The organism is Enterobacter sp. UPMP701, from assembly GCF_053709515.1.
Window position 1 is genome coordinate 318,411 of sequence record NZ_JBSKJN010000003.1, and the last position, 24,058, is coordinate 342,468.

At 55.5% G+C, this 24,058-nt stretch carries 26 protein-coding genes; 22 read left to right on the plus strand and 4 right to left on the minus strand.

The features are described 5' to 3' along the window. Positions 1-31 precede the first annotated feature (31 nt). Positions 32-1,555, minus strand: a complete 1,524-nt coding sequence (locus ACWKXT_RS10180) for a flagellin N-terminal helical domain-containing protein (protein ID WP_454532363.1) — start codon at positions 1,553-1,555, stop codon at positions 32-34. Positions 1,556-1,857: 302 nt separating this feature from the next. On the opposite strand from ACWKXT_RS10180, the gene fliD reads away from it, so the two are divergent. Genes fliD through ACWKXT_RS10195 form a run of 3 tightly spaced genes read left to right on the plus strand, consistent with a single transcriptional unit; the run spans position 1,858 to position 4,095 of the window. Beyond that, positions 1,858-3,333: a flagellar filament capping protein FliD gene (gene fliD, locus ACWKXT_RS10185; RefSeq protein ID WP_454532364.1), complete on the plus strand. Its 1,476-nt coding sequence runs from the start codon at positions 1,858-1,860 to the stop codon at positions 3,331-3,333. 41 nt (positions 3,334-3,374) lie between these two features. Beyond that, positions 3,375-3,782, plus strand: coding sequence for a flagellar export chaperone FliS (gene fliS / locus ACWKXT_RS10190; RefSeq protein WP_454532489.1), 408 nt, complete (start codon positions 3,375-3,377; stop codon positions 3,780-3,782). Then, positions 3,775-4,095 carry a flagellar protein FliT gene (locus ACWKXT_RS10195; protein WP_454532365.1) on the plus strand — a complete coding sequence of 107 codons (321 nt, stop codon included), beginning with the start codon at positions 3,775-3,777 and terminating at the stop codon, positions 4,093-4,095. The genes fliS and ACWKXT_RS10195 overlap by 8 nt, the downstream gene beginning before the upstream one ends. 191 nt (positions 4,096-4,286) lie before the next feature. Here ACWKXT_RS10195 and ACWKXT_RS10200 read toward each other — a convergent pair whose 3' ends face one another. The 3 genes from ACWKXT_RS10200 to flgA all read right to left on the minus strand — a co-directional run bounded on the left by ACWKXT_RS10200 (position 4,287) and on the right by flgA (position 5,812). After that, positions 4,287-4,730 (minus strand): flagella synthesis protein FlgN, encoded by a 444-nt coding sequence (locus tag ACWKXT_RS10200; RefSeq protein WP_454527862.1) that lies wholly within the window; start codon positions 4,728-4,730, stop codon positions 4,287-4,289. 17 nt (positions 4,731-4,747) lie between these two features. Then, positions 4,748-5,041 (minus strand): flagellar biosynthesis anti-sigma factor FlgM, encoded by a 294-nt coding sequence (gene flgM / locus ACWKXT_RS10205; RefSeq protein WP_454532366.1) that lies wholly within the window; start codon positions 5,039-5,041, stop codon positions 4,748-4,750. Between the two features lie 72 nt (positions 5,042-5,113). After that, on the minus strand, positions 5,114-5,812 hold the full coding sequence (gene flgA, locus ACWKXT_RS10210) for a flagellar basal body P-ring formation chaperone FlgA (RefSeq protein WP_454527860.1): 699 nt from the start codon (positions 5,810-5,812) through the stop codon (positions 5,114-5,116). A gap of 240 nt (positions 5,813-6,052) precedes the next feature. On the opposite strand from flgA, the gene flgB reads away from it, so the two are divergent. The 19 genes from flgB to ACWKXT_RS10305 all read left to right on the plus strand — a co-directional run bounded on the left by flgB (position 6,053) and on the right by ACWKXT_RS10305 (position 24,005). Continuing rightward, the gene (gene flgB / locus ACWKXT_RS10215; RefSeq protein ID WP_454532367.1) at positions 6,053-6,463 is read left to right on the plus strand and encodes a flagellar basal body rod protein FlgB; all 411 of its coding nucleotides are present in this window, start codon (positions 6,053-6,055) and stop codon (positions 6,461-6,463) included. Positions 6,464-6,469: 6 nt separating this feature from the next. Then, complete coding sequence (gene flgC / locus ACWKXT_RS10220) at positions 6,470-6,874, plus strand: flagellar basal body rod protein FlgC (protein ID WP_454527858.1); 405 nt, start codon at positions 6,470-6,472, stop codon at positions 6,872-6,874. 8 nt (positions 6,875-6,882) lie between these two features. Next, positions 6,883-7,587 carry a flagellar hook assembly protein FlgD gene (locus tag ACWKXT_RS10225; RefSeq protein ID WP_454532368.1) on the plus strand — a complete coding sequence of 235 codons (705 nt, stop codon included), beginning with the start codon at positions 6,883-6,885 and terminating at the stop codon, positions 7,585-7,587. 21 nt (positions 7,588-7,608) lie between these two features. Next, a complete protein-coding gene (gene flgE, locus ACWKXT_RS10230) occupies positions 7,609-8,802 on the plus strand; it encodes a flagellar hook protein FlgE (RefSeq protein WP_454532369.1) in 1,194 nt (397 codons plus the stop codon). A gap of 9 nt (positions 8,803-8,811) precedes the next feature. Next, positions 8,812-9,570 (plus strand): flagellar basal body rod protein FlgF, encoded by a 759-nt coding sequence (locus ACWKXT_RS10235; protein ID WP_454532370.1) that lies wholly within the window; start codon positions 8,812-8,814, stop codon positions 9,568-9,570. A gap of 21 nt (positions 9,571-9,591) precedes the next feature. Then, positions 9,592-10,374, plus strand: coding sequence for a flagellar basal-body rod protein FlgG (gene flgG / locus ACWKXT_RS10240; protein ID WP_454532371.1), 783 nt, complete (start codon positions 9,592-9,594; stop codon positions 10,372-10,374). A gap of 60 nt (positions 10,375-10,434) precedes the next feature. After that, positions 10,435-11,121 (plus strand): flagellar basal body L-ring protein FlgH, encoded by a 687-nt coding sequence (locus ACWKXT_RS10245; protein ID WP_454532490.1) that lies wholly within the window; start codon positions 10,435-10,437, stop codon positions 11,119-11,121. Position 11,122: 1 nt separating this feature from the next. Then, the gene (locus ACWKXT_RS10250; RefSeq protein WP_454532372.1) at positions 11,123-12,253 is read left to right on the plus strand and encodes a flagellar basal body P-ring protein FlgI; all 1,131 of its coding nucleotides are present in this window, start codon (positions 11,123-11,125) and stop codon (positions 12,251-12,253) included. Then, positions 12,253-13,173 (plus strand): flagellar assembly peptidoglycan hydrolase FlgJ, encoded by a 921-nt coding sequence (flgJ, locus tag ACWKXT_RS10255; protein WP_454532373.1) that lies wholly within the window; start codon positions 12,253-12,255, stop codon positions 13,171-13,173. The genes ACWKXT_RS10250 and flgJ overlap by 1 nt, the downstream gene beginning before the upstream one ends. 94 nt (positions 13,174-13,267) lie before the next feature. After that, the gene (gene flgK, locus ACWKXT_RS10260) at positions 13,268-14,911 is read left to right on the plus strand and encodes a flagellar hook-associated protein FlgK (protein ID WP_454532374.1); all 1,644 of its coding nucleotides are present in this window, start codon (positions 13,268-13,270) and stop codon (positions 14,909-14,911) included. Between the two features lie 11 nt (positions 14,912-14,922). Continuing rightward, positions 14,923-15,816: a flagellar hook-associated protein FlgL gene (flgL, locus tag ACWKXT_RS10265; protein ID WP_454532375.1), complete on the plus strand. Its 894-nt coding sequence runs from the start codon at positions 14,923-14,925 to the stop codon at positions 15,814-15,816. Between the two features lie 75 nt (positions 15,817-15,891). Next, a complete protein-coding gene (locus ACWKXT_RS10270; protein ID WP_454532376.1) occupies positions 15,892-17,517 on the plus strand; it encodes a methyl-accepting chemotaxis protein in 1,626 nt (541 codons plus the stop codon). A 158-nt stretch (positions 17,518-17,675) separates the two neighbouring features. Next, positions 17,676-18,395 (plus strand): RNA polymerase sigma factor FliA, encoded by a 720-nt coding sequence (gene fliA / locus ACWKXT_RS10275; RefSeq protein WP_454532377.1) that lies wholly within the window; start codon positions 17,676-17,678, stop codon positions 18,393-18,395. 367 nt (positions 18,396-18,762) lie between these two features. Further along, a complete protein-coding gene (gene flhD, locus ACWKXT_RS10280) occupies positions 18,763-19,113 on the plus strand; it encodes a flagellar transcriptional regulator FlhD (protein WP_454532378.1) in 351 nt (116 codons plus the stop codon). Positions 19,114-19,115: 2 nt separating this feature from the next. Next, complete coding sequence (gene flhC / locus ACWKXT_RS10285; protein ID WP_454527846.1) at positions 19,116-19,691, plus strand: flagellar transcriptional regulator FlhC; 576 nt, start codon at positions 19,116-19,118, stop codon at positions 19,689-19,691. Between the two features lie 82 nt (positions 19,692-19,773). Continuing rightward, positions 19,774-20,670, plus strand: a complete 897-nt coding sequence (gene motA / locus ACWKXT_RS10290; protein ID WP_454527845.1) for a flagellar motor stator protein MotA — start codon at positions 19,774-19,776, stop codon at positions 20,668-20,670. Beyond that, positions 20,667-21,572 (plus strand): flagellar motor protein MotB, encoded by a 906-nt coding sequence (gene motB / locus ACWKXT_RS10295; protein WP_454532379.1) that lies wholly within the window; start codon positions 20,667-20,669, stop codon positions 21,570-21,572. Before motA ends, motB begins: the two co-directional genes overlap by 4 nt. Beyond that, positions 21,559-23,487 carry a chemotaxis protein CheA gene (gene cheA / locus ACWKXT_RS10300; RefSeq protein WP_454527843.1) on the plus strand — a complete coding sequence of 643 codons (1,929 nt, stop codon included), beginning with the start codon at positions 21,559-21,561 and terminating at the stop codon, positions 23,485-23,487. Before motB ends, cheA begins: the two co-directional genes overlap by 14 nt. Further along, a complete protein-coding gene (locus ACWKXT_RS10305; protein WP_454532380.1) occupies positions 23,484-24,005 on the plus strand; it encodes a chemotaxis protein CheW in 522 nt (173 codons plus the stop codon). The genes cheA and ACWKXT_RS10305 overlap by 4 nt, the downstream gene beginning before the upstream one ends. Positions 24,006-24,058 lie beyond the last annotated feature (53 nt).

The window sequence follows — 24,058 nt, forward strand, 5'->3', positions numbered from 1 at the left end:
GCGTAACGACAATGTAAGGTGGTTTTACAGATTAACGCAGCAGGGACAGCACGTTCTGCGGAACCTGGTTAGCCTGGGCCAGTACGGACACACCTGCCTGCTGCAGGATGTTTGCACGGCTCATGGCGGACACTTCCACGGAGAAGTCGGCGTCCTGAATACGGGAGCGCGCTTCGGTGGTGTTGATGATGTTGGTGTTCAGGTTCGCAATGATGGAGCTGAAGCGGTTCTGAACGGCACCCAGGTCGGCACGGAAGTCAGCAACCTGAGTAAGGGCTCCGTCAAGACGTTCCAGCAAGTCTTCAGACGCGATGCGGCTGGATTCACTGGCGATGAATTCTGCTTCAGCATAGCGGGCATCTGCATCTGAACCTGCAACCACGGCACCTGTATTATCCATTGTGAATGACTTAACATCGCCGTCTTTATTAATTGCGTAGAATTTTTCAGTACCCGTTGCGCTGTCTTTGACTGAGAACATGCGCATTTTAGAATCTGCAACGTCTCCACCGAATAACGTGTTCGAGATACCATCCAGCATAGCTGCATCAAGCACAACGTCATCAGTACCTACCTTGAAGGTATCTCCTGCTTTCAGACGCTTGGTATCGCTCAGAGTTGACGGGCCATTCAGCAGCATGTCAGTATCAGCATCGCTAAGTTTTTTTCCTACAGCTGCCGGCGTACCTAGGATTTTTGTTGCTGGCGGAGGACCTGCGACGAATTCGAATTCGACTTTGACTTCCTGTACAGCACCACTTGTACCTTCCGCGAAGAAACGCAGAGAACCGTCTTTTTCCTCGTAAGTATGGAGTTTAGCACCCGTCGTAGTACCAATATCGTCCGCAGCATCAGCAATAGTTTTAATGTCTGCTGTAGTTAATTTGTATTTTGGTGCCGCAGGGTCAGTTATACCGAGCTTGCTTGCGTCAAATTCATCAGCATCTTTGGCTTCTGCACCTTTACCTTCAAACTGGCTGGCCAGAGTGCCCGCACCATTAACAGTAATACCAATCCCTGCGAAGTCATCCAGGAACTCATCCAGCCCCAGCGTTTCCATGTCCAGCTTGTTCAGTTTGATATCGATGGTATCGGCGTCTTTATCACCAATCTGGATGGTGATGCTGTCTTTAGAGCCGTCGAACACTTTTACACCGTTGAAGTTGGTGACTTCAGCCACACGGCCAATTTCTTCCAGACGTGTACCGATTTCTTTTTTGATGGAGTCCAGATCGCTTGAGGAGTTGGTACCGTTTTTCGCCTGTACGGTCAGCTCACGGATACGCTGCATGTTTTCGGTCACTTCTTCCAGCGCGCCTTCGGTGGTCTGTGCCAGGGAGATACCGTCGTTGGCGTTACGTGCAGCCTGGGTCATCCCGCGAATAGAAGAGGTGAAGCGGTTAGAAATCGCCAGACCTGCTGCATCGTCTTTTGCGCTGTTAATACGCATACCGGAAGAGAGACGCTGAATAGCGGTACCCAGTTGACTCTGGGATTTGTTCAGATTGTTCTGAGCCATCAGACTCAGTGCGTTGGTATTAATGACCTGTGCCATTGTTATATCCTTCTAAGTAATAACGACTGTAAGTAATATGCGTTCGTTGATGCGCATACTTACTTCATCGGGAGGAAATAACATTGGCTAAATTATTTTTTTGATTTTTTTATCATTCACTGAATTGCGTGCAGTTATGAATGCATTTAAACAAATAGCCCATAGCAATCGGCTAATAAGCGCATAAAAATGATTTGCGCATGCCGCAACGTTGTTGCCGTATATATGAAAAATTAAACTTCCTTCTCTATTACCCGATAGAAAGAGTGTCTGGCTAACTTATTTCAACAGGAACAATGATTATGGCTGCAACTAACTTTTTAGGCGTCGGCTCCGGGCTGCCGTTTGACCAGTGGCTGGCGGACGAGCGCAAAGGCATTACCCAAAAACTAAACCCGTATTTGCAAAAGCAGAGCAACTATAAAGGACAGATTTCTGCCTGGGGCTCTATTTCCAGCTCGCTCAGCACGCTAAAAGATAATCTCGGCAAGCTGGAGGAAGAAGGGTTTAACGGTGTCAGCGTCAGCGACAACAAAACCTTTAAGGCGACGGCAGGGAATGGGGCAATTCCCAACAGCTATTCCATCGCTGTTAAACAACTGGCGAAAGCGCATCAGCTGGCGGTAGAGAATACTTCTCGCGATGGGCTGATTGGTACCAGTGATGCAAAAGTGAAAATCACCCTGCAAGAGGGCGAAAAACCACTGGAGTTGAACTTAAAGAGTGACGAAACCTCGCTCGATCAGATTGCCAAAAAGATCAATGAGCAGAAAGGCGATGTTGTTGCGGAAGTGATAACCATTGAGGACGGTAAGCACAAGCTGGTGCTGACGTCTAAAAAAACCGGTGACGCCGGTAAAATGGCCATCACAGTGGAAGGCAACAGTGAGTTAAAGACGAAGCTCGAAAGTGCGTCTGAAGAAATGGCACCCCAAAATGCGGAAATTGTTCTCAACGGTAACCTTGTTACCCGCAGCTCAAACACCATTAACGATCTGATCACCGGTGTGACGCTTGAATTGCGTGAAGTCTCGGAATTGAAAGATCCTACACTCGATCCAGACGAGCCGGACAGCTACAAAACCGAATCCCTCACCATCACCGAAGACACCTCAAACGTCAAAAAGCTGATTGAAGAGTTCGTCAAAAACTACAACAGCTACCTCAGCACCGTCGCCAGCGCCACCAAATACACGGCACCGGATCGAGACAGCAACACGGGCGACCTTGCCCAGCCGGATCCGTCCAACGGCGCGCTGTTCAGCGACGGCTCGCTGCGCCGCCTCACCAGCCAGCTCAAATCCACCGTTACCGGCAGCTACTCTGACGTCAACGACGTGATTCAGTCGCTGGGCAGCATCGGCATTACCGTGACGTTTGATGGCAAAATCGGCGATGAACGCACTGGCACACTCGGCACGCTTACGATCGATAACAAAAAGCTCGACGCCGCTCTGAAGGACAACCCGAAAGCGGTGGAGGCACTTTTCCTCGGTAAAGGGGGCAAAGAGGGGATTAAGGATCGCATGGAAGGGATCTTCAATACCTATCTTGGCGATAAAGACGCGGTCACGAAGGAAGACGGCGTGATCGAAACCGCGCTGGAATCCCTGCGTGAACAGGAAAAGCGCATCGGCAAGCAGATCACCGCCGTCGAAAGACGTATTGAAGAGACCATGCTGCGCCGGGAAAAAGAGTACCAGCGTCTCGATAAGGCGATGAGCGATATGAATAACATGAGTACCCGTCTGCAACAGTCGCTGGCGGGGCTGGTTTAACCCATAACACCGGGCAGTTCGCTGCCCGGCAGGATTTAATGATGTATACCAAAACGGGCAACAGTGCCTACACCGCGGTCTCTCTGGACAGCCAGATCAACGGCGCGACGCCGCACGAGCTGATCGTCCTGCTGTATGACGGGGCGATTAACGCCATGAAGCGGGCCGAGATCTACTTTCAGTCCGGGAATATCGCCCGTCGCGGCGAGATGATTTCCCGCGCCATTAACATTATCGACAACGGCCTGCGCGCCGGGCTGGATCATGAGAAGGGCGGGAAAATCGCCGAAGAGCTGGAGAGTTTATACGAATATATCTCCCGCACGCTGCTGGAGGCGAACCTGAATAAAACGGGTGAGAACTTACCGCACCTTATTTCGCTGATGACAGAGATGTCGGAAACCTGGCAGCTTATCAGCCCACAGCAAAAGCAGGTGAAACATGGATAACGACGTGATGATGCTCATTGAGGAGCTGCTGGCGAGCAATGCCAAACTGCGCCAGCAGGCCGAAGAGGGGGAGTGGGACGCGTTTCTTGACGAATCTGTGGCCTATTCCATGGGCATGAGAACCCTGAGTGAGATCGACCTGCCCCAGCTGGCACAGCGCAATAAATCACAGGTGAGCGCCCGTCTGGCCCATCTGCTGGAGAACGATGCGCTGATAACCCAGGCTATTCAGGCGCGTTTGTCTGAGATTAGCCGTGAATTGTCCACCCTTCGCAAATCCAGCTCCAGCGCAAAAGCCTACACGGCCGTTTAATTCATTTTCCCCCCTCACCCTGGCCCTCTCCCCAAAGGGGCGAGGGTAAAAAGCAGACCTGTGCCAAAATTAAAGACCGCACCGAACAGTCCCCTCGCCCCTCCGGGGAGAGGGTTAGGGTGAGGGGGCATTTTTTCACAAAAAAAAGCCCGCCAGAGGCGGGCAAAAGAGGACAACGCAGACAGGAACGATCAGATACTGATGTTGTACTTGCGGCCAGAGGGCAGCTGGCTTGACTCACCCGCCGGGCCGTACAGCGAATTTGTATGGCCCACGTGGTCGATGGCTTTCTGAATGTGCTGATTTTTCTTCATATGGCTTTGCAGCAGCGATTCCACCTGCTGGTTCAGCGCTTTCGAGTGGCGCACTTTTTCGCTGACCTGCTGCCAGCTGGCATACAGCTTGCCGAGCCCAGGGTAGGGGGCTTCTGTTGCGCACTGCTGCTCCTGCTGACGGCGCATATCGTCGTAATACTGGATAGTCGACAGCAGCTGACTTTTGTTATCCGCCAGCACCTGCAGCGAAACCGGGTTGATCTGCACGCGATTGAGCTGATTCACCTCTTCAATCATGATCGCCTCCAGTTCATCCAGAGACGTTTTCATCTGTGTGAGTATTGGGTAAAGCTTATCCATAACAATCCTGCTAACGATTAAAACTGAAACATGTCCTGCACCATCGCCTGAGCGATTTTCTCAGGCTCAATGTGCAGGGTACCTGTCGCGATAGCGGCACGGAGCTCGGCAACGCGAGCGTGATCCACGTCGCGGCTGTCATCGGTCTGGATCTTTTTCGTCAGGGCGCTCAGGGTGACGTCGGTTTTATCGCTCTTTTCCGGGCGTTTTTCTGCAACGCCGTTTTCCTGTGCCTGATTACGGTGACGTACCTCGTGCGTCGGGGCGATTTTCGCAATCGGAGCGGTGGTCTGGTTACTGTTAATGCTCATGGTTGTCCTCGCAGGGATTCGTTTTATGTGACCTATGTTTCTTTCATCGGTGGTTCACAGAAAACCTAAAATTTATTGTTGCGAAATAATCAGAACCTGGCCGTCGGCAGCCACTTTTCCGCTCACGGTGCGCCCGCCTGCCGTTTTGACCTTCAGCATGTCATCAATGGCGGCGTTGTTCAGCGCCTTTCCCTGACTGCGGATACGAAAGCCCTCGCCGGTAGTGACCAGGTCTACCGTCTGCCCGGCGCGCAGCCGCCACTGCTGACGGAGTTGGTTTTCTAACAGCGGTTTCCCGGCGTCTACCGCACGGGTCAGGCGCTGGCCGATAATCGCGTCCGCATTGAAGATTAAGCCGCCGGGCTGGTTGTCCAGCATCCCGGTCACCGGTTCGATGTCGCTGCGCTGCACTATCGCACCGCCGGGCAGGCTCTGGCTGGCCACCCACCAGGTGCCCTGGGCGCTGATACGCACCGGCAGGAAATGGCGGCGCGCGCCGCACTGCGCGAGCACCGTGCGTTTACCGGTGAGACGGCTGTCGCGTCCCACCAGGCTCAGCTCCGGGTTATCACACACCGAGGCAAGCTGGGACGGGGTGGCAAGCAGAGTAGCGGTACGTACGATGTCGTTGCCGTCTTCTGGTTGCTTAATCAACGCATCAAGCTTAAGCATCAAACGCTGCTTTGCCGTAGGGGTTGACGGTACGCTGGCGGCAGCCGTGGCCGAACAGAGTAATACGGCAACCGCCGCGCGGAATAACGGAAACTTCATCGTATTGCCTTAATGGAAAGAATGGATATGGCGAAATTATATACGCAGTGGCAGGGGTTTTATTGTCTTAAATAATGACACTTATGACAGCATTTAAATCCATCGTTTTTTTAACGAAATATTCTCGCTTTCTATTTCCCTAAATAGGCTTATTTGTGACGGGTCTTTGCAGTGTGATATTTCACCTGCGCTGACTACACTATCGCAGTTTAAAATTATGCAAGGCAGGAGCCTCACGTCATGAATAAACTCGATGACGCCTTTCGCTTTCAACAGCAAGCGTTAGGTTTACTTTCGCGCCGTCAGGATATTCTGGCTTCGAATATTGCGAATGCCGACACGCCTGGCTACCAGGCGCGAGATATCGATTTTCATCAGCAGTTAAAAAGTGCGATGGAAAATAATGCTCTGGCGAAATCTCCCGTATCCCTTTCATTAACGTCAAACCGACATATTGAAGGAAAAGCGATGCCGCTGGACGACAGTCAGCTGCTGTATCGCATACCGGATCAACCGAGTGCCGACGGCAATACCGTGGATATGGATCGTGAGCGCGTCAATTTTGCGGATAACGCCGTGAAATATCAGTCAGGACTGACGTTCCTGGGCGCGGATATTAAGAAAATGATGACTGTGCTCAGTCAGGGGTAATTAGCGATGTCGCTTTTTAGCGTATTTGATATTTCAGGGTCGGCGATGGCCGCCCAGTCCCGACGCCTTAACGTCAGCGCCAGCAATATGGCCAACGCCGACAGCGTGGCGGGGCCGGACGGCCAGCCGTATCGCGCCCGGCAGGTCGTCTTTCGCGTCGACAATACGGTCGGCCAGGAGATCGGTGGTGTGCAGGTGAGTGAGGTGGTGGAGAGCAGCGCGCCGGATCGTCTGGTCTATGAGCCGGGCAACCCGCTGGCCGACGAACAGGGCTACGTGCGGATGCCCAACGTCAACGTCATGAACGAGATGGTGAACACCATTTCGGCCTCTCGCAGCTACCAGGCCAACGTGGAGGTGATGAACTCCGCCAAAAGCCTGATGCTGAAAACATTAACCCTTGGTCAGTAAGGACGCGTATGGCGGTCTCTTCGATTAATAACAACAACGGCTCCGGCAGTAACGGCACGGGCAGCAGTGCAGCCGATCTGTCGAACCAGTTTATGACCCTGCTGGTGGCGCAGATGAAAAACCAGGACCCCACCAACCCGATGGACAACAACCAGCTTACCTCCCAGCTGGCGCAGTTCAACATGGCGGCCGGGGTCGAGAAACTGAATGAGTCCGTGGCGGGCGTGCAGGCGATGATGATTCAGCTCGGCAGCATGAGCGCCTCCTCCTGGGTAGGGCGCAGCGTGCTCATTGAGGGCGAGGCGAAGGTCTCATTTGGTGAACCGGGTATGGGCATCATGCAGGAAGGGGTGGAGATCCCAGGCAATTCGGATGATTTCCACTTCGCGATGACGGGCGATGCCGAGACGGTGACGGTCACGCTGGAAGACAGCGAAGGGAATGCCTATACCGCAGAGCTGAAGAACGTTAAGCAGGGGATGAATACCTTTAATCTTGACGATCTCAAAGAGTTCAAACCGGCTGCGCCGCCGCGCGACAGGGAATACACCATCAGCTTTGCAGCCTCGAATCCGGAAGGCGATAAGCCGGACGTGATTGGCCTGGTTCAGGAGCAGGTACAGGGCGTCACGATGGATCCGAGCGGGCCGATCCTGCATCTCTCGGAACACGATCCAATCCCGATGAGCAAAGTGTTCGTTATTCAAAAATAATCTTACTTCTGGAAATTAATTATGGGTTTTTCACAAGGTCTTAGCGGCCTCAGCGCCGCGGCAAAAGCACTGGATGTGGTGGGTAACAATATCGCCAACTCCCAGACCGTGGGCTTTAAAGCAGGCTCCGTCTCCTTCGCCGACATTTTTGCCGGTTCAACGGGGATGGGGGTACAGGTGGCGGGCGTTGACCAGAATTTTGGTGACGGCGGCTTAATGAACGGCAGTTCTGCTCTGGATATAGGCATCTCTGGACGCGGTTTCTTCCGCATGGTCGATGAAGCGGGCAGTGTCTTCTATGGCCGTAACGGCCAGTTCGAGCAGGACCAGAACGGGTTTATCGTCAACAAAACCAACGGCCTGTTTTTAACCGGCTATCAGGCGACGGACGGGGTGATTAACCCCGGTGCTCAGGTAGGGCCGATCCGCATCCCGAAAGACGATATGCCGCCAGCGGCATCGACGAAAGGGTCAGTGACCGGCAACCTGAAGTCAGATGATAAAATCATTCCGGCGACACCGGTCTTTGATCCTGACAACGCTGATACCTACAACTACGTCAGTGAAGTGACCGCCACTGACAGTCTGGGTAATACGCATGCCATCAAGATTTACTACGTGCATACCGCGGAAGGGAAGTGGAAAGCGCATGCGGAAGACTCCACCTCACCGGATGGCTTTGAGGAACTTGAACTCAATTTTGATACATCCGGTAATCTGACCGGCCCTGCGGAAATGGATATCAAAGGCAAGGGCTATAACGGCTCTGCGCCGCTGGCGCTGAAGCTGGATCTTTCAAAGTTGACCCAAAACGCCAGCGATACCCAGGTGATGCTGGGTGAAATCGACGGTCAGGCGCCGGGTAAATTCAACAACTACCAGGTCAGCGATACTGGCGAAGTGATCGCCATCTACAGCAACGGCAAACGTCAGACCGTGGCGCAGGTGGTGCTGGCGGATTTCGCCAATGCCGGCGGTCTTGAAGCCCAGGGCAACAACCTGTGGGCGGAAACCGCGCAGTCCGGTCAGCCGTTCCTCGGCACCTCCGGCACCGGCAGCTTCGGCGATATCAGCGGCGGGATGCTGGAGTCCTCCAACGTTAACCTCGGTGATGAGATGGTTAACATGATCGTCTACCAGCGTAACTACCAGTCCAACTCGCAAACCATTAAAACCCAGTCTGAAGTTCTGCAGACGCTGGTTAACCTGCGTTAAGGCTGAATGATGGATCGCGCTATTTATACCGCCATGAGTGCCGCCAACGCGGCGCTCAACCGCCAGGCGGTCACCTCAAACAATCTGGCGAACAGCTCCACGGCTGGTTTCCGCGCCCAGCTGGCGGCGTTTCGTTCGGTTCCCATCGAAGGGGAAAGCCTGCGTACCCGCGCCCTGGTGGCGGAGTCGACCCCGTTTCATGACACCACCATGGGCCCCATCACCCACACCGGCCGCAGCCTGGACGTGGCGCTGCCGCAGAACGGCTGGCTGGCGGTGGCGATGGACGACGGCAGCGAAGGCTATACCCGCAACGGCGCCATTGAGGTGGATCAGGACGGGGCGCTCAGCGTCAACGGCCGTCCGCTGATGGGCGACGGCGGGCCGCTGATGGGCGACGGCGGGCCGCTGGAAGTGCCGCCGCAGTCTCACGTCACCATCGGTAGCGACGGCACCGTGTCGGCGCTCGGCATGGGCGATGACCCGACGGCGCTGGTGCCCGTTGGCCGCCTGAAGCTGGTTAACGCAGAGATGAACGGCATGGTTCACGGCGACGACGGGCTATTCCGCACGGCAGGCGGCGAGATGCTGGCACAGGACGAAACCCTGCGCCTGACGCCGGAAGCCATCGAGGGCAGCAACGTCAGCCCGGTGCAGGCTATGACGGCGATGATCGCCAACTCCCGCGGCTTCGACATGAACATGAAGGTGATCCGCACCGCCGACGAGAACGCCCAGAAGGCTAACCAGCTATTAAGCGTGAGCTAAATTCGCGCAAGGAGTCACAACATGATTCGTTCTTTATGGATCGCAAAAACCGGGCTGGAAGCACAGCAGCTCAATATGGACGTCATCTCCAACAACCTGGCGAACGTCAACACCAACGGCTTTAAGCGTCAGCGCGCCGTGTTCCAGGATCTGCTGTATCAGAACATGCGCCAGCCTGGCGCACAGTCGACGGAGCAGAACACCCTGCCAAGCGGGTTGCAGCTCGGTACCGGCGTGCGTCCGGTTTCCACGCAGCGTGTCCACACGCAGGGCGGCATGAATCAGACCGGCGATGAGTATGACGTCGCCATCGAAGGGGAAGGCTTCTTCCAGGTGCAGATGCCGGACGGCAGCACGGCCTACACCCGTGACGGCCACTTTGGTAAAAGCCCGGACGGGCAGCTGGTGAATGCCGAAGGCTATCCTATTCAGCCGGGTATCGTGATCCCTCAGGATGCGCAGAAGCTGACGATTGGCAGCGACGGTATCGTTAGCGTGAAGATCCCGGGCCAGGCGGAAGAGCAGCAGATTGGTCAGCTGACGCTGACCACCTTCGTCAATAACGCCGGGCTCGAAAGCGTGGGCGGCAATCTTTACAAAGAGACGCAGTCCTCCGGGGCACCGAACGAGCTGAATCCGGGCATGGAGAGCGCCGGTACGCTCAAGCAGAGCTACGTGGAAATTTCCAACGTTAACGTGGCGGAAGAGCTGGTGACCATGATTCAGGTGCAGCGCGCCTACGAAATCAACAGTAAAGCGGTCTCGGCATCCGATCAGATGCTGCAGCGCCTTTCCCAGCTGTAATCCTCTCTGGCCGCTCGCGCGGCCAGACTTTTTATCGACACTGAAATGAAAATATTGTCTATGCACATTCCGGCGGCCGCGCTGCTGGCAAGCATGCTGCTGCTTGGCGGCTGCGCGCACATTATGCAAAAGCCCCTTGTTGAAGGTCCGACAACGGCAACACCATTACCGATGGCACCGGCAGCGACCGGCGGCTCACTGTTTCAGGCAGGGCAGGGGATGAACTACGGCTATCAGCCGATGTTCGAAGACCGTCGCCCGCGTAACGTGGGCGATACGCTGACGATCCTGCTGCAGGAGAACGTGAGCGCCAGCAAAAGTTCCTCCGCCAGTGCCAACCGTAATGGATCGGCCGGGATGGGGCTGATTGCGATGCCAACCAAACTCAACAGCTGGCTCGGCGACGGTAAGGCTGATTTTGAAGCCGAAGGGAAAAGTGATTTTACCGGAAAAGGCGGCGCGGCGGCGCGCAACACCTTCACCGGCACCATCACCGTGACTGTCAAAGAGCTGCTGCCGAACGGCAACCTCGGCGTGGTGGGCGAGAAGCAGATCGCCATCAACCAGGGCACCGAATTTATCCGCTTCTCCGGGGTGGTGAACCCGCGCACCATCAGCGGCAGCAATACCGTACCGTCCACCCAGGTGGCGGATGCCCGCATTGAGTACGTCGGTAACGGCTACATCAACGAAGCGCAGAACATGGGCTGGCTGCAGCGCCTGTTCCTGAACCTTTCTCCTTTCTGATATGACCATGAAAAAAGAATCTATCCTGTTTTTTCTCAGCATCCTGCTCTACGGCATGATGCTGGCGGTACCGAAAGCGGTACACGCGGAACGCATTCGCGATCTGGCAACCGTGCAGGGCGTGCGTTCGAACTCCCTGATGGGCTACGGCCTGATTGTTGGCCTTGACGGTACCGGCGACCAGACCATGCAGGCCCCGTTCACCGGCCAGAGCCTGAATAACATGCTCTCGCAGCTGGGGATCACCGTTCCGGCGGGCACTAACATGCAGCTGAAAAACATCGCGGCGGTGATGGTGACCGCTGAGCTGCCCGCGTTTGCCCGTCCTGGCGACAAGCTGGATATCGTCGTTTCCTCGGTGGGTAACGCCAAAAGCCTGCGTGGAGGTACGCTGCTGATGACCCCGCTGAAAGGGGCCGACAACCAGATCTATGCCATCGCCCAGGGCAATATCCTGATCTCCGGCGCAGGCGCGCAGGCGGGGGGCAGCCGCGTGCAGGTGAATCAGCTTAACGGCGGGCGGATCAGCGGCGGGGCGACCGTCGAGCGGGAAGTGCCTAACGATTTCGCCACCCAGAGCATCGTGCGGCTGCAGCTTAACGAGACCGATTTCTCGCTGGCGCAACAGATCAGCGACGCCATTAACCAGCGCTACAGCGGCGGCGGTGTGGCGATGCCAGAAGATGCCCGCACCGTGCGCCTGTTCGCGCCGCCGGACGGCCCGTCACGCGTGCGTTTTCTCGCCAACATTCAGGACATCCCGGTGAAGGTCAACGTGCAGGACGCGAAGGTGATCGTGAACTCCCGCACCGGCTCGGTGGTGATGAACCGCCACGTCTCGCTGGATTCCTGCGCCGTGGCCCACGGCTCGCTGACGGTGGAAGTGATGCAGAACAACGTCATCAGCCAGCCGGATACGCCTTTCGCGGGTGGCGAAACGGTAGTGGTGCCGCAAACCGATATTTCTGTTCGCGACAGCGGCGGCTCGCTGCAGCACGTGCGCAGCAGCACCGATCTCAACGCGGTGATCCGCGCCCTGAACGGTCTGGGCGCCACGCCGAACGAGCTGATGTCGGTTCTGCAGGCGATGAAAAACGCCGGCTGTCTGCGGGCGAAGCTGGAGGTGAACTGATGAACGCCTTCGATAAATTCGACCAGCCCGCGTTTGATGTCCGCTCGCTGGACACGCTGAAGCGGGAGGCCGGGCGGCAAACGCCCGGCGCGCTGAAGGCGGCGGCGAAGCAGATGGAGGGGATTTTCGTGCAGATGATGATGAAGAGCATGCGTGATGCCACCTTTAAGGATGATTTGCTGAGCAGCCAGTCGTCAGAGATGTACACCGCCATGCACGATCAGCAGATCGCGCAAAACATTGCCGGGAGTGGTCAGCTCGGCTTTGCCGATCTTATCGTCCGCCAGCTGGGCGGGGAGAGCGATGGGCCAGTGGTGAGCACGCCGGGGCGTGATTTTCTGCGGCCGGGGCTTTCCGCCGCACCGGCAACCGGCCCGCTGCGTCTGCCCGCTCCCGTTTCGTTCGGGAAACCCGCCGAAGGGGCGCATCCGTTTATTGCGCGCCTGCTGCGCCCGGCTCAGGAGGCTGCGCAGCAGAGCGGGCTTCATCCGCACCTGATCCTCGCCCAGGCGGCGCTGGAGTCCGGCTGGGGGAAACGTGAAATCCCCGCCGCTGACGGCAGCCCGAGCCATAACCTGTTTGGCATTAAGGCGACGGGTGACTGGCGCGGCAAAACCACCGAAATCACCACCACCGAATACGTCAACGGCGTGAAGCAGAAGGTTAAAGCCGCGTTCCGCGTCTACGACTCCTACGAGCACGCCCTTTCTGACTACGCGAAGCTGTTGACCAAAAATCCGCGCTATCGCGGCGTGGTGCAGTCAGATTCAGCAGAGCAGGGGGCAAAGGCGCTGCAGGCGGGCGGCTACGCGACCGACCCGGCCTACGCCAAAAAGCTCATCACCATTATTCAGAAGGTGAAAGGCGATATTCAGCAGGGTGTGAATGCATACAAACACGATCTCGACAAAATTTTTTAGAAAATTTTGCCATCACCGATGAAATAAGCAGAGACATGAACTTTCTGGCCCGGTTGCAAACAGCGGGCCTGCAAACAGGGAATAACCAGAACGTATGAATAACTTATTTAACTTAGCGCGAGGTGGGTTAAGCGTCGCGCAGGCCGCGTTAAAAGTGACCGGCGACAACATGACGAACTCAATGTCCGCCAGCTACAGCCGTCGCAATATTATTATTGGCGAGCTTGGCGGGATGTCGACGCCAAACGGTTTCTACGGCTACGGCGCACAGGTGAACGGCATTGAACGTGCCTATGACGCCTTTGCCAATAATCAGCTTCGCGGTGCGATTTCTCACTATTCAGCTCTGAACGGGCGAATGGAACAGCTGGCGGACATCGACAACATGCTGGCGGATGAGTCCGATAACGTCTCGGTCTCGCTTAACGACATGTTTAAAGCGATGGCGACGCTGAGCAGCGACCCGGAGTCAAGCGCGGCGCGTTCTGCGGTTTTTAACTCGCTGAAAACGTTGTCGGATCGCTTTAATGCCAGCGGCAAACGCCTGAGCGGGCTGGAAAAAAGCACCAACACGCAGATTGAGCAGAGTGCGAAGGACATCAATAGCTACACCAAACAGCTGGCCGAAATCAATAAACAGCTGGAACGCGCGCAGGGGCAGGGGACGCCGCCTGCCGATCTGCTCGACCGTCGTGATGCCCTGCTGGAGGCGCTGAGCGAGCAGATGGGGATTGAGGTCTCCGAAAACCCACAGAGCGGCCGTGTCGACGTGACCCTCGCCGATGGCCGTCCTCTTGTCTCCGGCGATAAAGCCTACGAGCTGAAAACCTCACCGTCCGCGACCGACCCGAATAAAACCATTGTTTCGTACGTTGATGCCAACGGCAACGCGACGCCGCTGGACGAAGAACGCATCACCAAAGGCCGTCTGGCAGGGCTGTTCAAGTTCCGTAATGACGATCTGGCGCTGGCGCGCAAAGAGCTGGATGAGATCGCCTTTATGATGGCGAGCCGGATGAACGAGCAGAACGCTGCCGGCCTCGACGCAAATGGTGATGCTGGTAAGCCTCTCTTTTCGCTGCCGGAGATTAAAGCCAGAGCTAACCCGAACAATGGTGGTGCTGGTCTGGGCCCGATTACGATTGTGGAACCGGACTATAAGCAGGTCAAAAACGAAGATTACACCGTGCGTTTTGAGGCGGGTAATTGGGTCGTGCAGGGGGCCGACGGTCGTGAGGTGGCGAGGGTTGCTGACGGTGCAGCAGACATCACCTTTGACGGCATCAATATCAAATTGCCTGCAGCCGGGACCGGGACCAATGGCGACAGTTTTACGCTTAACCCTATGGCCGGCGCAGCCGAAGGCATGAGCCGCAACATCACCAGCGCGCAGGAGTTTGCTGCCTCTGGCAACCCTTCCGAGGGTGCAAGCGACAACAAAAACCTCGAAGAGATGCTGAAGATCCAGACCGAGAAGCTGATTGGTGATAGCACGTTGACCGAAGCCTACGCCAGCCTGGTGGGCACCATTGGCGATCATGCGCGCGGGGTGAAATCGAATCTGGTCAGTGCGGAATCCGACATGCGCACCAAGTTTGATACCAAACAGGCGCTCTCCGGGGTAAACACGGACGAAGAGATCATCAACATGGATATGTTTATGCAGTATTACAACGCGAACGCGCAAATCCTTAAGACTGCGACCGCAATGTTTGATTCGCTGCTGGCGATTCGCTAAAGGAAAAGATTATGCGATTAAGTACGCTTTATATGTATAAACAGAGCGCGGAAACCATGACGGCGCGCATGAGCCAGAGTAACGACGTCTATTTGCGCATGTCAGCGGGCAAAACGCTGCTGAAGGCGTCGGACGATCCTGCCGCCGCCACCGACGCGGTGAAGTATCAGGACGCGCTGGCAAAGCTGGAACTTTACAGTAACGTGCGCTCCCGCGCGCGCGGTACGCTGGAGCATGAGGATAATATTCTGGCCGGGGTAGGGAATTTATTAACCACCACCCTGAAAGAGAAGCTCGTGGCGGCAGGCTCGGACGCCTACAACGATGACGATCGTGCGGCGTTGGGCAAAGAGATTGAAGGTATTCGTAAGAATATGCTGGATCTGGCGAATAACCGCGACGGTAACGGTCGCTATATTTTCGGTGGCTTTGCAACGGATGCACCGCCTTTTGATCCGAACGGTGATTATGTCGGCAGCGTTGAAACGCGCAAGCAGACCGTTGCGGATGGCGCGGAGATGCAGATGGGCCATATAGGGGACGAAGTCTTTGGTGACATTTTTGAGAAGCTTCAGAAGGCGGTGGATGAGTTAACTCGCGATCCTATTGATGAAACTGCGATGAAAGCGGCAGTGAGCGCCGCCAGCCAGGCCGTAGAAGCGAGTATCGACCGTCTGGGTAAAGCGCAGGCCGAGCTAGGGACGAATCTGCAGCAGCTGGACGCGCTGGATATGTCCGGTGACGTGATGATCAATGACATGATCGTTAAGGTACAGAACGCGATAGGTGCAGATACCGGCGTGCTGGTCTCACTGGTGGCGGAATCCCAGATGTCAGAGCTGGCGCTGAACGCCTCAATGTACGTCTATAAAAATATGCAAAAGATGAATCTGTTTAACCGCTAATTCGCCGACCCCCTTTTACTACTTCACAGGCACCTCTCGTGCATGGCGCAGGTCATGCACGGCAGGTGAAAATTTATGTTAACAAAACTGAAAATCTATAGCGCAATCAGCCTAATTATCGGCCTGTTTGCGGTGATTCTGTTCGGCGTGACGGCGTATTCTGTTTATGACGCCGTCTCCAATAACAACAATTTTAAACGTATCGTCGTGGCGTCTGAAAATAACGATCAGATGCGCGATGCGGCCTATAACATCAGCGCCGTGATGGCCAATACCAACGGCCTGATGCTGCAGGCGGCGCTGGGTAATCCGGTCTCTGAGAATGTGGCCAAACACACGCAGAACGTGGTGAAAATTGCGCGTCGTAATATGGATGCCTTTATGGCGTCGCCGTTTAATACCCCGGAAGAGAGCCGCCTGGCCGCCGAGGTGAATACGGCGTTCAACGAGGTGTATAAGGTTGCCGAAGTTAAACTGGGCTATCTGCAAAACCCGGCGGGGTATACCGGTTCGCTGGAACACGATATGCAGTTGCGTACCGCGCTGCGTAATAAGGTGGAACAGTACAGCGATGCCAGCGCTCGTTTGAGCCAGAGCTATATTGAGGACTCCGAGCGCGGCTACCAGATCATGCTGGGCGTCGGGATTGTGGTGATGATTCTGGCTGTCGGTCTGCTGTTCGCCATCCGTTTCTGGCTGCGCCACACCCTGGTGCGTCGTATGGAGACCACGGTGGAGATGCTGCGTCGCGTCGCGGCCGGCGATCTGAGTCAGCCCATTGATAGCGGCAGCCAGAATGAAATCGGCCATATGCTCACCGAGCTTGAGTCCATGCGTACCTCCCTGACCAGCACGATTCTGGGGATCCGCGACAGCGTACAGCGCATTCATACCAACGCCCAGGAGATTGCCCACGGCAATAACGATCTCTCTTCCCGTACCGAAGAGCAGGCGGCGGCGCTGCAGGAGACGGCGGCCAGCATGGAGCAGATCAAAACCACCGTGCGCCAGAACGCCGACAACGCCCACGCGGCGCGGGAACTGGCAGAAAGCGCCAGCCACAATGCGCATAACGGCGGCGAGGTGATGCAGAGCCTGGAGCAGATTATGGCGCAAATCACCACCAGTTCGCGTCAGATTGCCGACATCAACGGCGTAATCGACAGCATTGCCAACCAGACCAACATCCTGGCCCTCAACGCGGCGGTGGAAGCGGCGCGCGCCGGTGAGCAAGGGCGTGGCTTCGCGGTCGTGGCGGAAGAAGTACGCAACCTGGCAAAACGCAGCGCCGATGCGGCGAAAGAGATCAACCAGCTGATCAACACCAGCGTGAACAATATTGATATTGGTTCGCGTCAGGTGGGCCAGGCCAGCACCGTGATGCAGGAGATCGTGACGTCCGTGTCGCAGGTGACGCAGATCATGGGCGAAATCACGTCGGCTTCGGACGAGCAGAGCGCGGGCATTAACCAGATTTCGCAGGCGGTTAATGAGATGGATCTGGTGACCCAGCAGAATGCGGCCATGGTGGAAGAAGCTGCGATGGCGGCCGGCGATCTGGAGGCCCAGTCCGATGCGCTTGAGCGTCTGGTGGCGCAGTTCAGGCTGAACCAGGAGAGCACCGTGACGAACGTGGCCGTGGAACACAATAAGCCACGACGCCAAAAAGAACCAGACCTCGCCCAGTGGGAAACCTTTTAATCTTATTAATTGCCGTCATTAATAGCGCTGTTTTATAAAATAGCCTGTTAATAAAAACGAAGTAACAGAATGCGCATTTTTATAAAGGCTTATCGCACTATTTGAATGCGCCATTTCACCGGATAATTCTCACAGAGAATGTCAGGTGGAATGTAATCGTGGATGGTATTTATACGGCCGAAGGGCTGGAAGATAAATCGGTCGTCTGGTCGAAATATCATTATATTGTGCGGCAGGAAGCATTGCGTTTACATAAGCGGCTTCCTGCCAGCGTTGAGCTGGACGATTTAATTCAGGCGGGGTCGATCGGATTTTTAAGCGCCATCGAAAGTTTTGACCCGAAAAAAGGGGTGACGCTTACAGCGTGGATCACCCAGCGGGTGAAATGGGCATTATTAGATGAACTGAGAGAAAGCGACTGGGTTCCGAGACGGGTACGGACCCATACGCGTGAAATCGTCGCCATTATTCAGCAGATCGAGCAGGAAAAGGGCGGAGAAGCCACGGAAGCTGAAATTGCAGAGCGCATGGGCGTTTCATTGCCGGAATTTCAGCAAATGCTGGCGGATAATAATGCCAGTCAGATGTATTCGGTTGACGAGCTGCAGGAGAATTATGCCGACAGCTGGGAAACGAGCGGCGATGAGCATGAGCAGCTTAATCCGCTCATTGATACCATCAAGGAAAATTTGATGGAACGGATCGCTGAGCATATTCAGTACATTCCTGAAAGAGAGCAGCAGCTGCTGCAGCTTTATTATCTTCAGGATTTGAACATGAAAGAAATTGGGCTGATTCTGGGGATTACCGAAACCCGCGTGAGCCAGCTTCACAGCCTGGCAGTTAAAAGGTTAAGAAGTCGTATGGAATCAGCATAGGCATAATTACAGGTTGTTAACATTTATAATGTTAATTCGACGGTTAACGCAGGTTTAATCATTAAAATCAAGCTTTAATAAGGTTTAACAATGCTTTATTGGCTTTTAAAATCAGTGGGTTAACAGTAATTTGTTGATTTAGAGAAATTTCCGTCGCTTGTTCGGAAAATACTTAATGTTTATGATTTTGCCAGTTTTGAGATGCAGCCTCCTTTGGCATTGACATGATTGTTATTCATTTACCGAGGAAGATTGACTTACCCTGGTGAATATCAATGCCAAAAGACTCTCTGCATCAGTTCGGAAACGTTATCTAACTAAACTGACATGCCAGTTGATGGCTGAATAACATTGGGAGTTTTCGCCTGTGTCTAATTTCGACGAGTACCTGCAAAATATTCATGATATTAACCTGTCCTATCTTCTGCTGGCCCAGCAGCTGATCCGCCAGGATAAATTTGCGGCGGGTTTTCGCCTTGGATTGTCTGAAGGAACAATTGATAATCTTAAAGAGCTTTCGCTTCCGCAGTTAATGAAGCTGGCGGCGACCAATCAGCTTATTTGTCGTTTGCGCGTTGATGATGAAGTGGTAATTGAAAATCTGACAAAAGATTCACGTATTGAAGCACTGCAGCAAATACACACCGGCATTATTTTGTCGACCAATCTTCTGAACGCCTTAAGCGAAGAAGATGCTGTTACGGCAGAGGGGGCTTAATTATGTGCGGTGAAAAAAGTCTGCTGCAGGAAATTGATGAGGTTAACATTGCCATGGGCTTAATTTCCCTTGGCGCAAGAATGCAGGTACTGGAAACGGAAACGTCGCTAAGCCGCCGTCGTCTGCTTCGTTTATATAAAGAGTTACGCGGTTGCCCACCGCCTAAAGGAATGCTGCCGTTTTCTGAAGACTGGTTTATGTCGTGGGAGCAAAATATTCACTCTTCCATGTTCTACAACATTTACCTGTATTTGAAAAAGACGGAGCAGGGGCGCTCGATAGAAATGCTGATGAAGACCTATCGTCTTTATCTGGAGCAGTGCAGTACCTGTGCTGATGAGAAGCCGGTACTGGGGCTGACGCGTGCCTGGACATTATTACGGTTTATCGACTGCGGCATTATTTCGCGTAAAGCCTGCAACGTGTGTGGTGGAGGTTTTGTCGTCACCACCGAATTTATTAAAAACCCATTTACCTGCAGCTTGTGCAGTCCGCCGTCGCGCGCGCTTAAAAAATCCCAGGTGAGCAATTCCGGGCTTCTGGGCTCGTTCGCCGCGCCGGAAATCATGACGGCGTAACCCTGACGGGCGGCTGTGCGCAAGATGGCGTTTACCTGATGCCGGGGCAACCGGCATCGGTCATAAAGTAAAAGGAGAGAGTGTGTTAGTTATTGTTGGCTATCTTGTTGTCATCCTGACCGTTTTTGGTGGTTTTATTCTGTCCGGCGGTAATCTGATGGCGCTGTTTCAGCCGCTGGAGCTGCTGATTATCGGCGGTGCAGGCGTTGGGGCGTTCATTGTGGGCAACAACGTGAAATCCCTGAAGGCCACCGGGAAAGCGCTGGTTAAAGTCTTCGTGGGCAAGCGCTATAACAAAGCGGTCTATATGGACCTGATGGCGCTGATGTTTCTGCTGCTGTCGCAGAGCCGGGTGCACGGGCTGATGTCGCTGGAAAAGGACATCGAAGACCCGCAGAACAGCGATATTTTTAGCGCCTATCCCCGCCTGATGAACGACCCGATGCTCGCCAACTTTATCCTCGACTACTTCCGCCTGATGATCGGCGGCAGCATGAACGCTCATGAAATCGAAGCCCTGATGGACGAAGAGATCGAAACCTGCGAAGAAGAGCTGGAAGTGCCGGCCCACAGCCTGAATACCGTGGGCGATGCGTTTCCGGCTTTCGGCATTGTGGCGGCGGTGATGGGGGTGGTGAACGCCCTGGGCTCGGCGGATCGTCCGGCGGCGGAGCTGGGCATGCTGATTGGCCACGCGCTGGTGGGCACCTTCCTCGGCATTCTTATCGCCTATGGCTTCGTGCTGCCGCTGGCAACGCTGCTGCGTCAGAAGAGTTCCGATCAGGTCAAAATTTTGCAGTGCATCAAGGTGACGCTGCTCTCCAGCCTGAACGGTTATGCCCCGCAGATTGCGGTGGAGTTTGGTCGTAAAACCATCTTTACCAGCGAACGTCCGTCGTTTGAAGAGCTGGAAGAGCACGTGCGCGAGGTCAAATCTAACGCCACGCTGAAAACCAAAACCTCGGACAGCGCCGCATGAAGAACGTCACGCCTGTCATCATTTCACGTAAGCGAAAAAAGAAGAAACATGCCCATCACGGCGGGACATGGAAGATTGCCTATGCCGATTTTATGACCGCGATGATGGCGTTCTTCCTGGTGATGTGGCTGCTGTCGCAGTCCACGGACATGGAGAGAGAGCTGATTGCGGACTACTTCCGCATGCCGCTTAAGCCCTCAATGGCGAACGGTGATAAAACCAGCCTCAGCGACAGCGTCATCCCCGGCGGTGGGGATGACATCCTCAAGCGGCAGGGCGAAGTATTCAAAGGGCAAATCAGCGCGCTTGATAAGCACAAGCGCTTCGACAGCCTGAAGCAGGCGAAAGAGAAGCTGCAGAAGATGATCGAAACCGATCCGCGGCTGAACAACTTTAAATCCAATATCCTGCTGAACCTCACCAACGACGGCCTGCTGATCCAGATCACCGACTCGCAGGACCGCCCGATGTTCCGCGTCGGCAGCGAACTGCCGGAATCCTATATGAACGGCATTCTGCAGGCGCTGGTGCCCCTGCTTCAGGAACTGCCCAACGCGCTGAGCCTGACGGGGCATACCGACTCGCTGCCGTATGCCGGGGGCGACGGCGGCTACAGCAACTGGGAGCTCTCCGCCGGACGCGCCAACGCCGCGCGCCGGGTGCTGGTCCGTAGCGGGCTGAGCGATGAGCGCTTTTTACGCGTGATTGGCACCGCCAGCCGGATGCCGCTGGAAAATACGTCGCCCGAGAGCGCGGTCAACCGCCGCATCAGCATACTGGTGCTCAGCCGCGCGAAAGAGCAGGAGATCCGTCTGGAGGATACCCAGGCTCAGCGTGCAGACAGCGTGCTGAACGATATCAATCTGCAAAACGTGCAGGGTTATACCGATGGACATGAATGATTTTTCGCAGATCTTTTTTACCGAAGCGGAAGAGCTGCTGGCCGAAATGGAGCAGCTTCTGCTGCAGCTTGACGTCGCGGCGCCGGACCAGGAGCAGCTGAACGCCATTTTTCGTGCAGCGCACTCGCTGAAAGGCGGCGCGGCCACCTTTGGCTTTAGTGCGCTACAGGAGACAACTCACCTGCTGGAGAATCTCCTCGATCAGGCGCGGGCAGGGGAGAGGACGCTCAGTCGGTCAATCATTAACCTTTTTCTGGAATGTAAGGATATTATGCAAGCTCAGCTGGAAGCCTATCAGTCTTCGCAGGAGCCTGATGAAGCCCGTTATCGTTATATCTGTGAAGCTCTGCGGGAAATAGCGCTTGAGGGGCAACAGCCTGCGGCGACCCCTGAACCTGCACCGCCGCCCGTCAGCCTGGCTAAGGAGGAAACCACGCTGGTGGTGACCCTGCGTAACGTCGGAGAGGGCGAGCAGACGATGCTGCGCGACGAGCTGACCAATATGGGCGAGATTACCGGCGTTGAGACGACGCCGGACAGCATGACGGTCACGCTGGTGACCACCGCCTCGGGGGACGATATTACCGCGGTGCTCTGCTTCGTGCTCGACAGCAAGCAGATTGAGGTGAAGCCCGCACAGCCTGCGCCAGAGCCAGAACAAAAGCCGGTGGCCGCGCCTGAGACCGTCGCCAAAAAAGCGCCGCCAGCCTCGCGGGCAACCAGTCAGGAGTCCGGTAGCATTCGCGTCGCGGTGAGCAAAGTTGACCAGATCATCAACCAGGTCGGCGAGCTGATTATCACCCAGGCCATGCTGTCCCAGCTGTCGAAAACCCTCGATCCCGCCAGCTACGATCTGCTGTCCGGCTGCGTGGCGCAGATGGAGCGCAACACCCGCGAACTGCAGGAATCGGTCATGTCCATTCGCATGATGCCGATGGATTACGTCTTCAGCCGCTTCCCGCGGCTGGTGCACGACCTGGGCACCCGTCTCAATAAAGCGGTCGAGCTGACCCTCAAAGGCGGGTCCGCCGAGCTGGATAAGAGCCTGATCGAGCGCATTATCGACCCGCTGACTCACCTGGTACGTAACAGTCTCGACCACGGTATTGAAGAGAAAGAGGCGCGCGTCGCCAAAGGGAAGCCGGTGACGGGGAACCTGACGCTCTCCGCTGAACACCACGGCGGCAATATCGTGATTGAAGTTAGCGACGATGGGGCGGGCCTTAACCGGGAAAAAATCCTCGCCAAGGCCCGTTCGCAGGGGATGGCCATCAGCGACACCATGAGCGACGAGGACGTGTGGATGCTGATCTTTGCCGCTGGTTTCTCCACCGCCGAGAGCGTGACGGATGTCTCCGGGCGCGGCGTGGGCATGGACGTGGTCCGACGCAACATTCTGGCGATGGGCGGCCACGTGGACGTGCTCTCGACGCCGGGCGTCGGAACGACTATCCGCATTATCCTGCCGCTGACGCTGGCGATCCTTGACGGCATGCTGGTGAAGGTGGGAGACGAGATTTACGTCCTGCCGCTGGGCGCGGTGATGGAATCGCTGCGGCCAACCGACGAGATGCTGTGCCGCTTCGTGGGCGAGGAGCGGCTGCTGCAGGTGCGTGGAGAGTATCTGCCGCTGGTGCTGCTGCGCCAGCGCCTCTCGGTGGCGGGCGAAGCGCCTGCCGATGACGGCATTGTGGTTATCGTGCAAAGCGCGGGCTGCCGCTATGCGCTGTGGGTCGATCAGCTTATCGGTCAGCAGCAGGTGGTGGTCAAGAATCTTGAACATAACTACCGCAAAGTTCCTGGCGTCTCTGCAGCAACCATCCTTGGCGATGGCAGCGTGGCGCTGATCCTTGATGTGGTTGAGCTGTCGACGCTCAACGTTCCACAACCCCGGAGGGAGGGGGTAAAAGCATGACTGTAGCAATCGCCAGTAAACCCACCGCCGCTGACGCGACCGCGCAGGAGTACCTGGTATTCCGCCTGGGCGACGAAGAGTACGGCATTGATATTCTCAAAGTGCAGGAGATCCGCGGCTGCGATCGCCTGACGCGCATTCCGAACGCGCCAAACTTTATTACCGGCGTGACCAACCTGCGCGGCGTGATTGTGCCGATTGTGGACCTGCGCGTGCGCTTTGAGCAGCCCGACCCGTCGCAGGATGACAAAACGGTGGTCATTGTGCTCAATCTCAGTGACCGCGTGGTGGGCATTGTGGTTGACGGCGTGGCGGACGTGCTGTCGATTGACATGGATAACATCAAGCCGACCCCGGACGTGGCCTCGGTACTTTCTGGCCGTTACCTGCTGGGACTGGGGGTACTCGACAGCCGAATGATTATCCTGGTGAATATTGAGAAGCTGCTGAGCCGCGAGGAGATGGCGCAGGTGGAGTCGGCGGCCGAGTCATATATTGAAGAGCACTGTGGCGTATAGCGATTTCCGGAACCACATCAGCGGCGAAGGTTGCCGCTGATTCATAAGTCGCT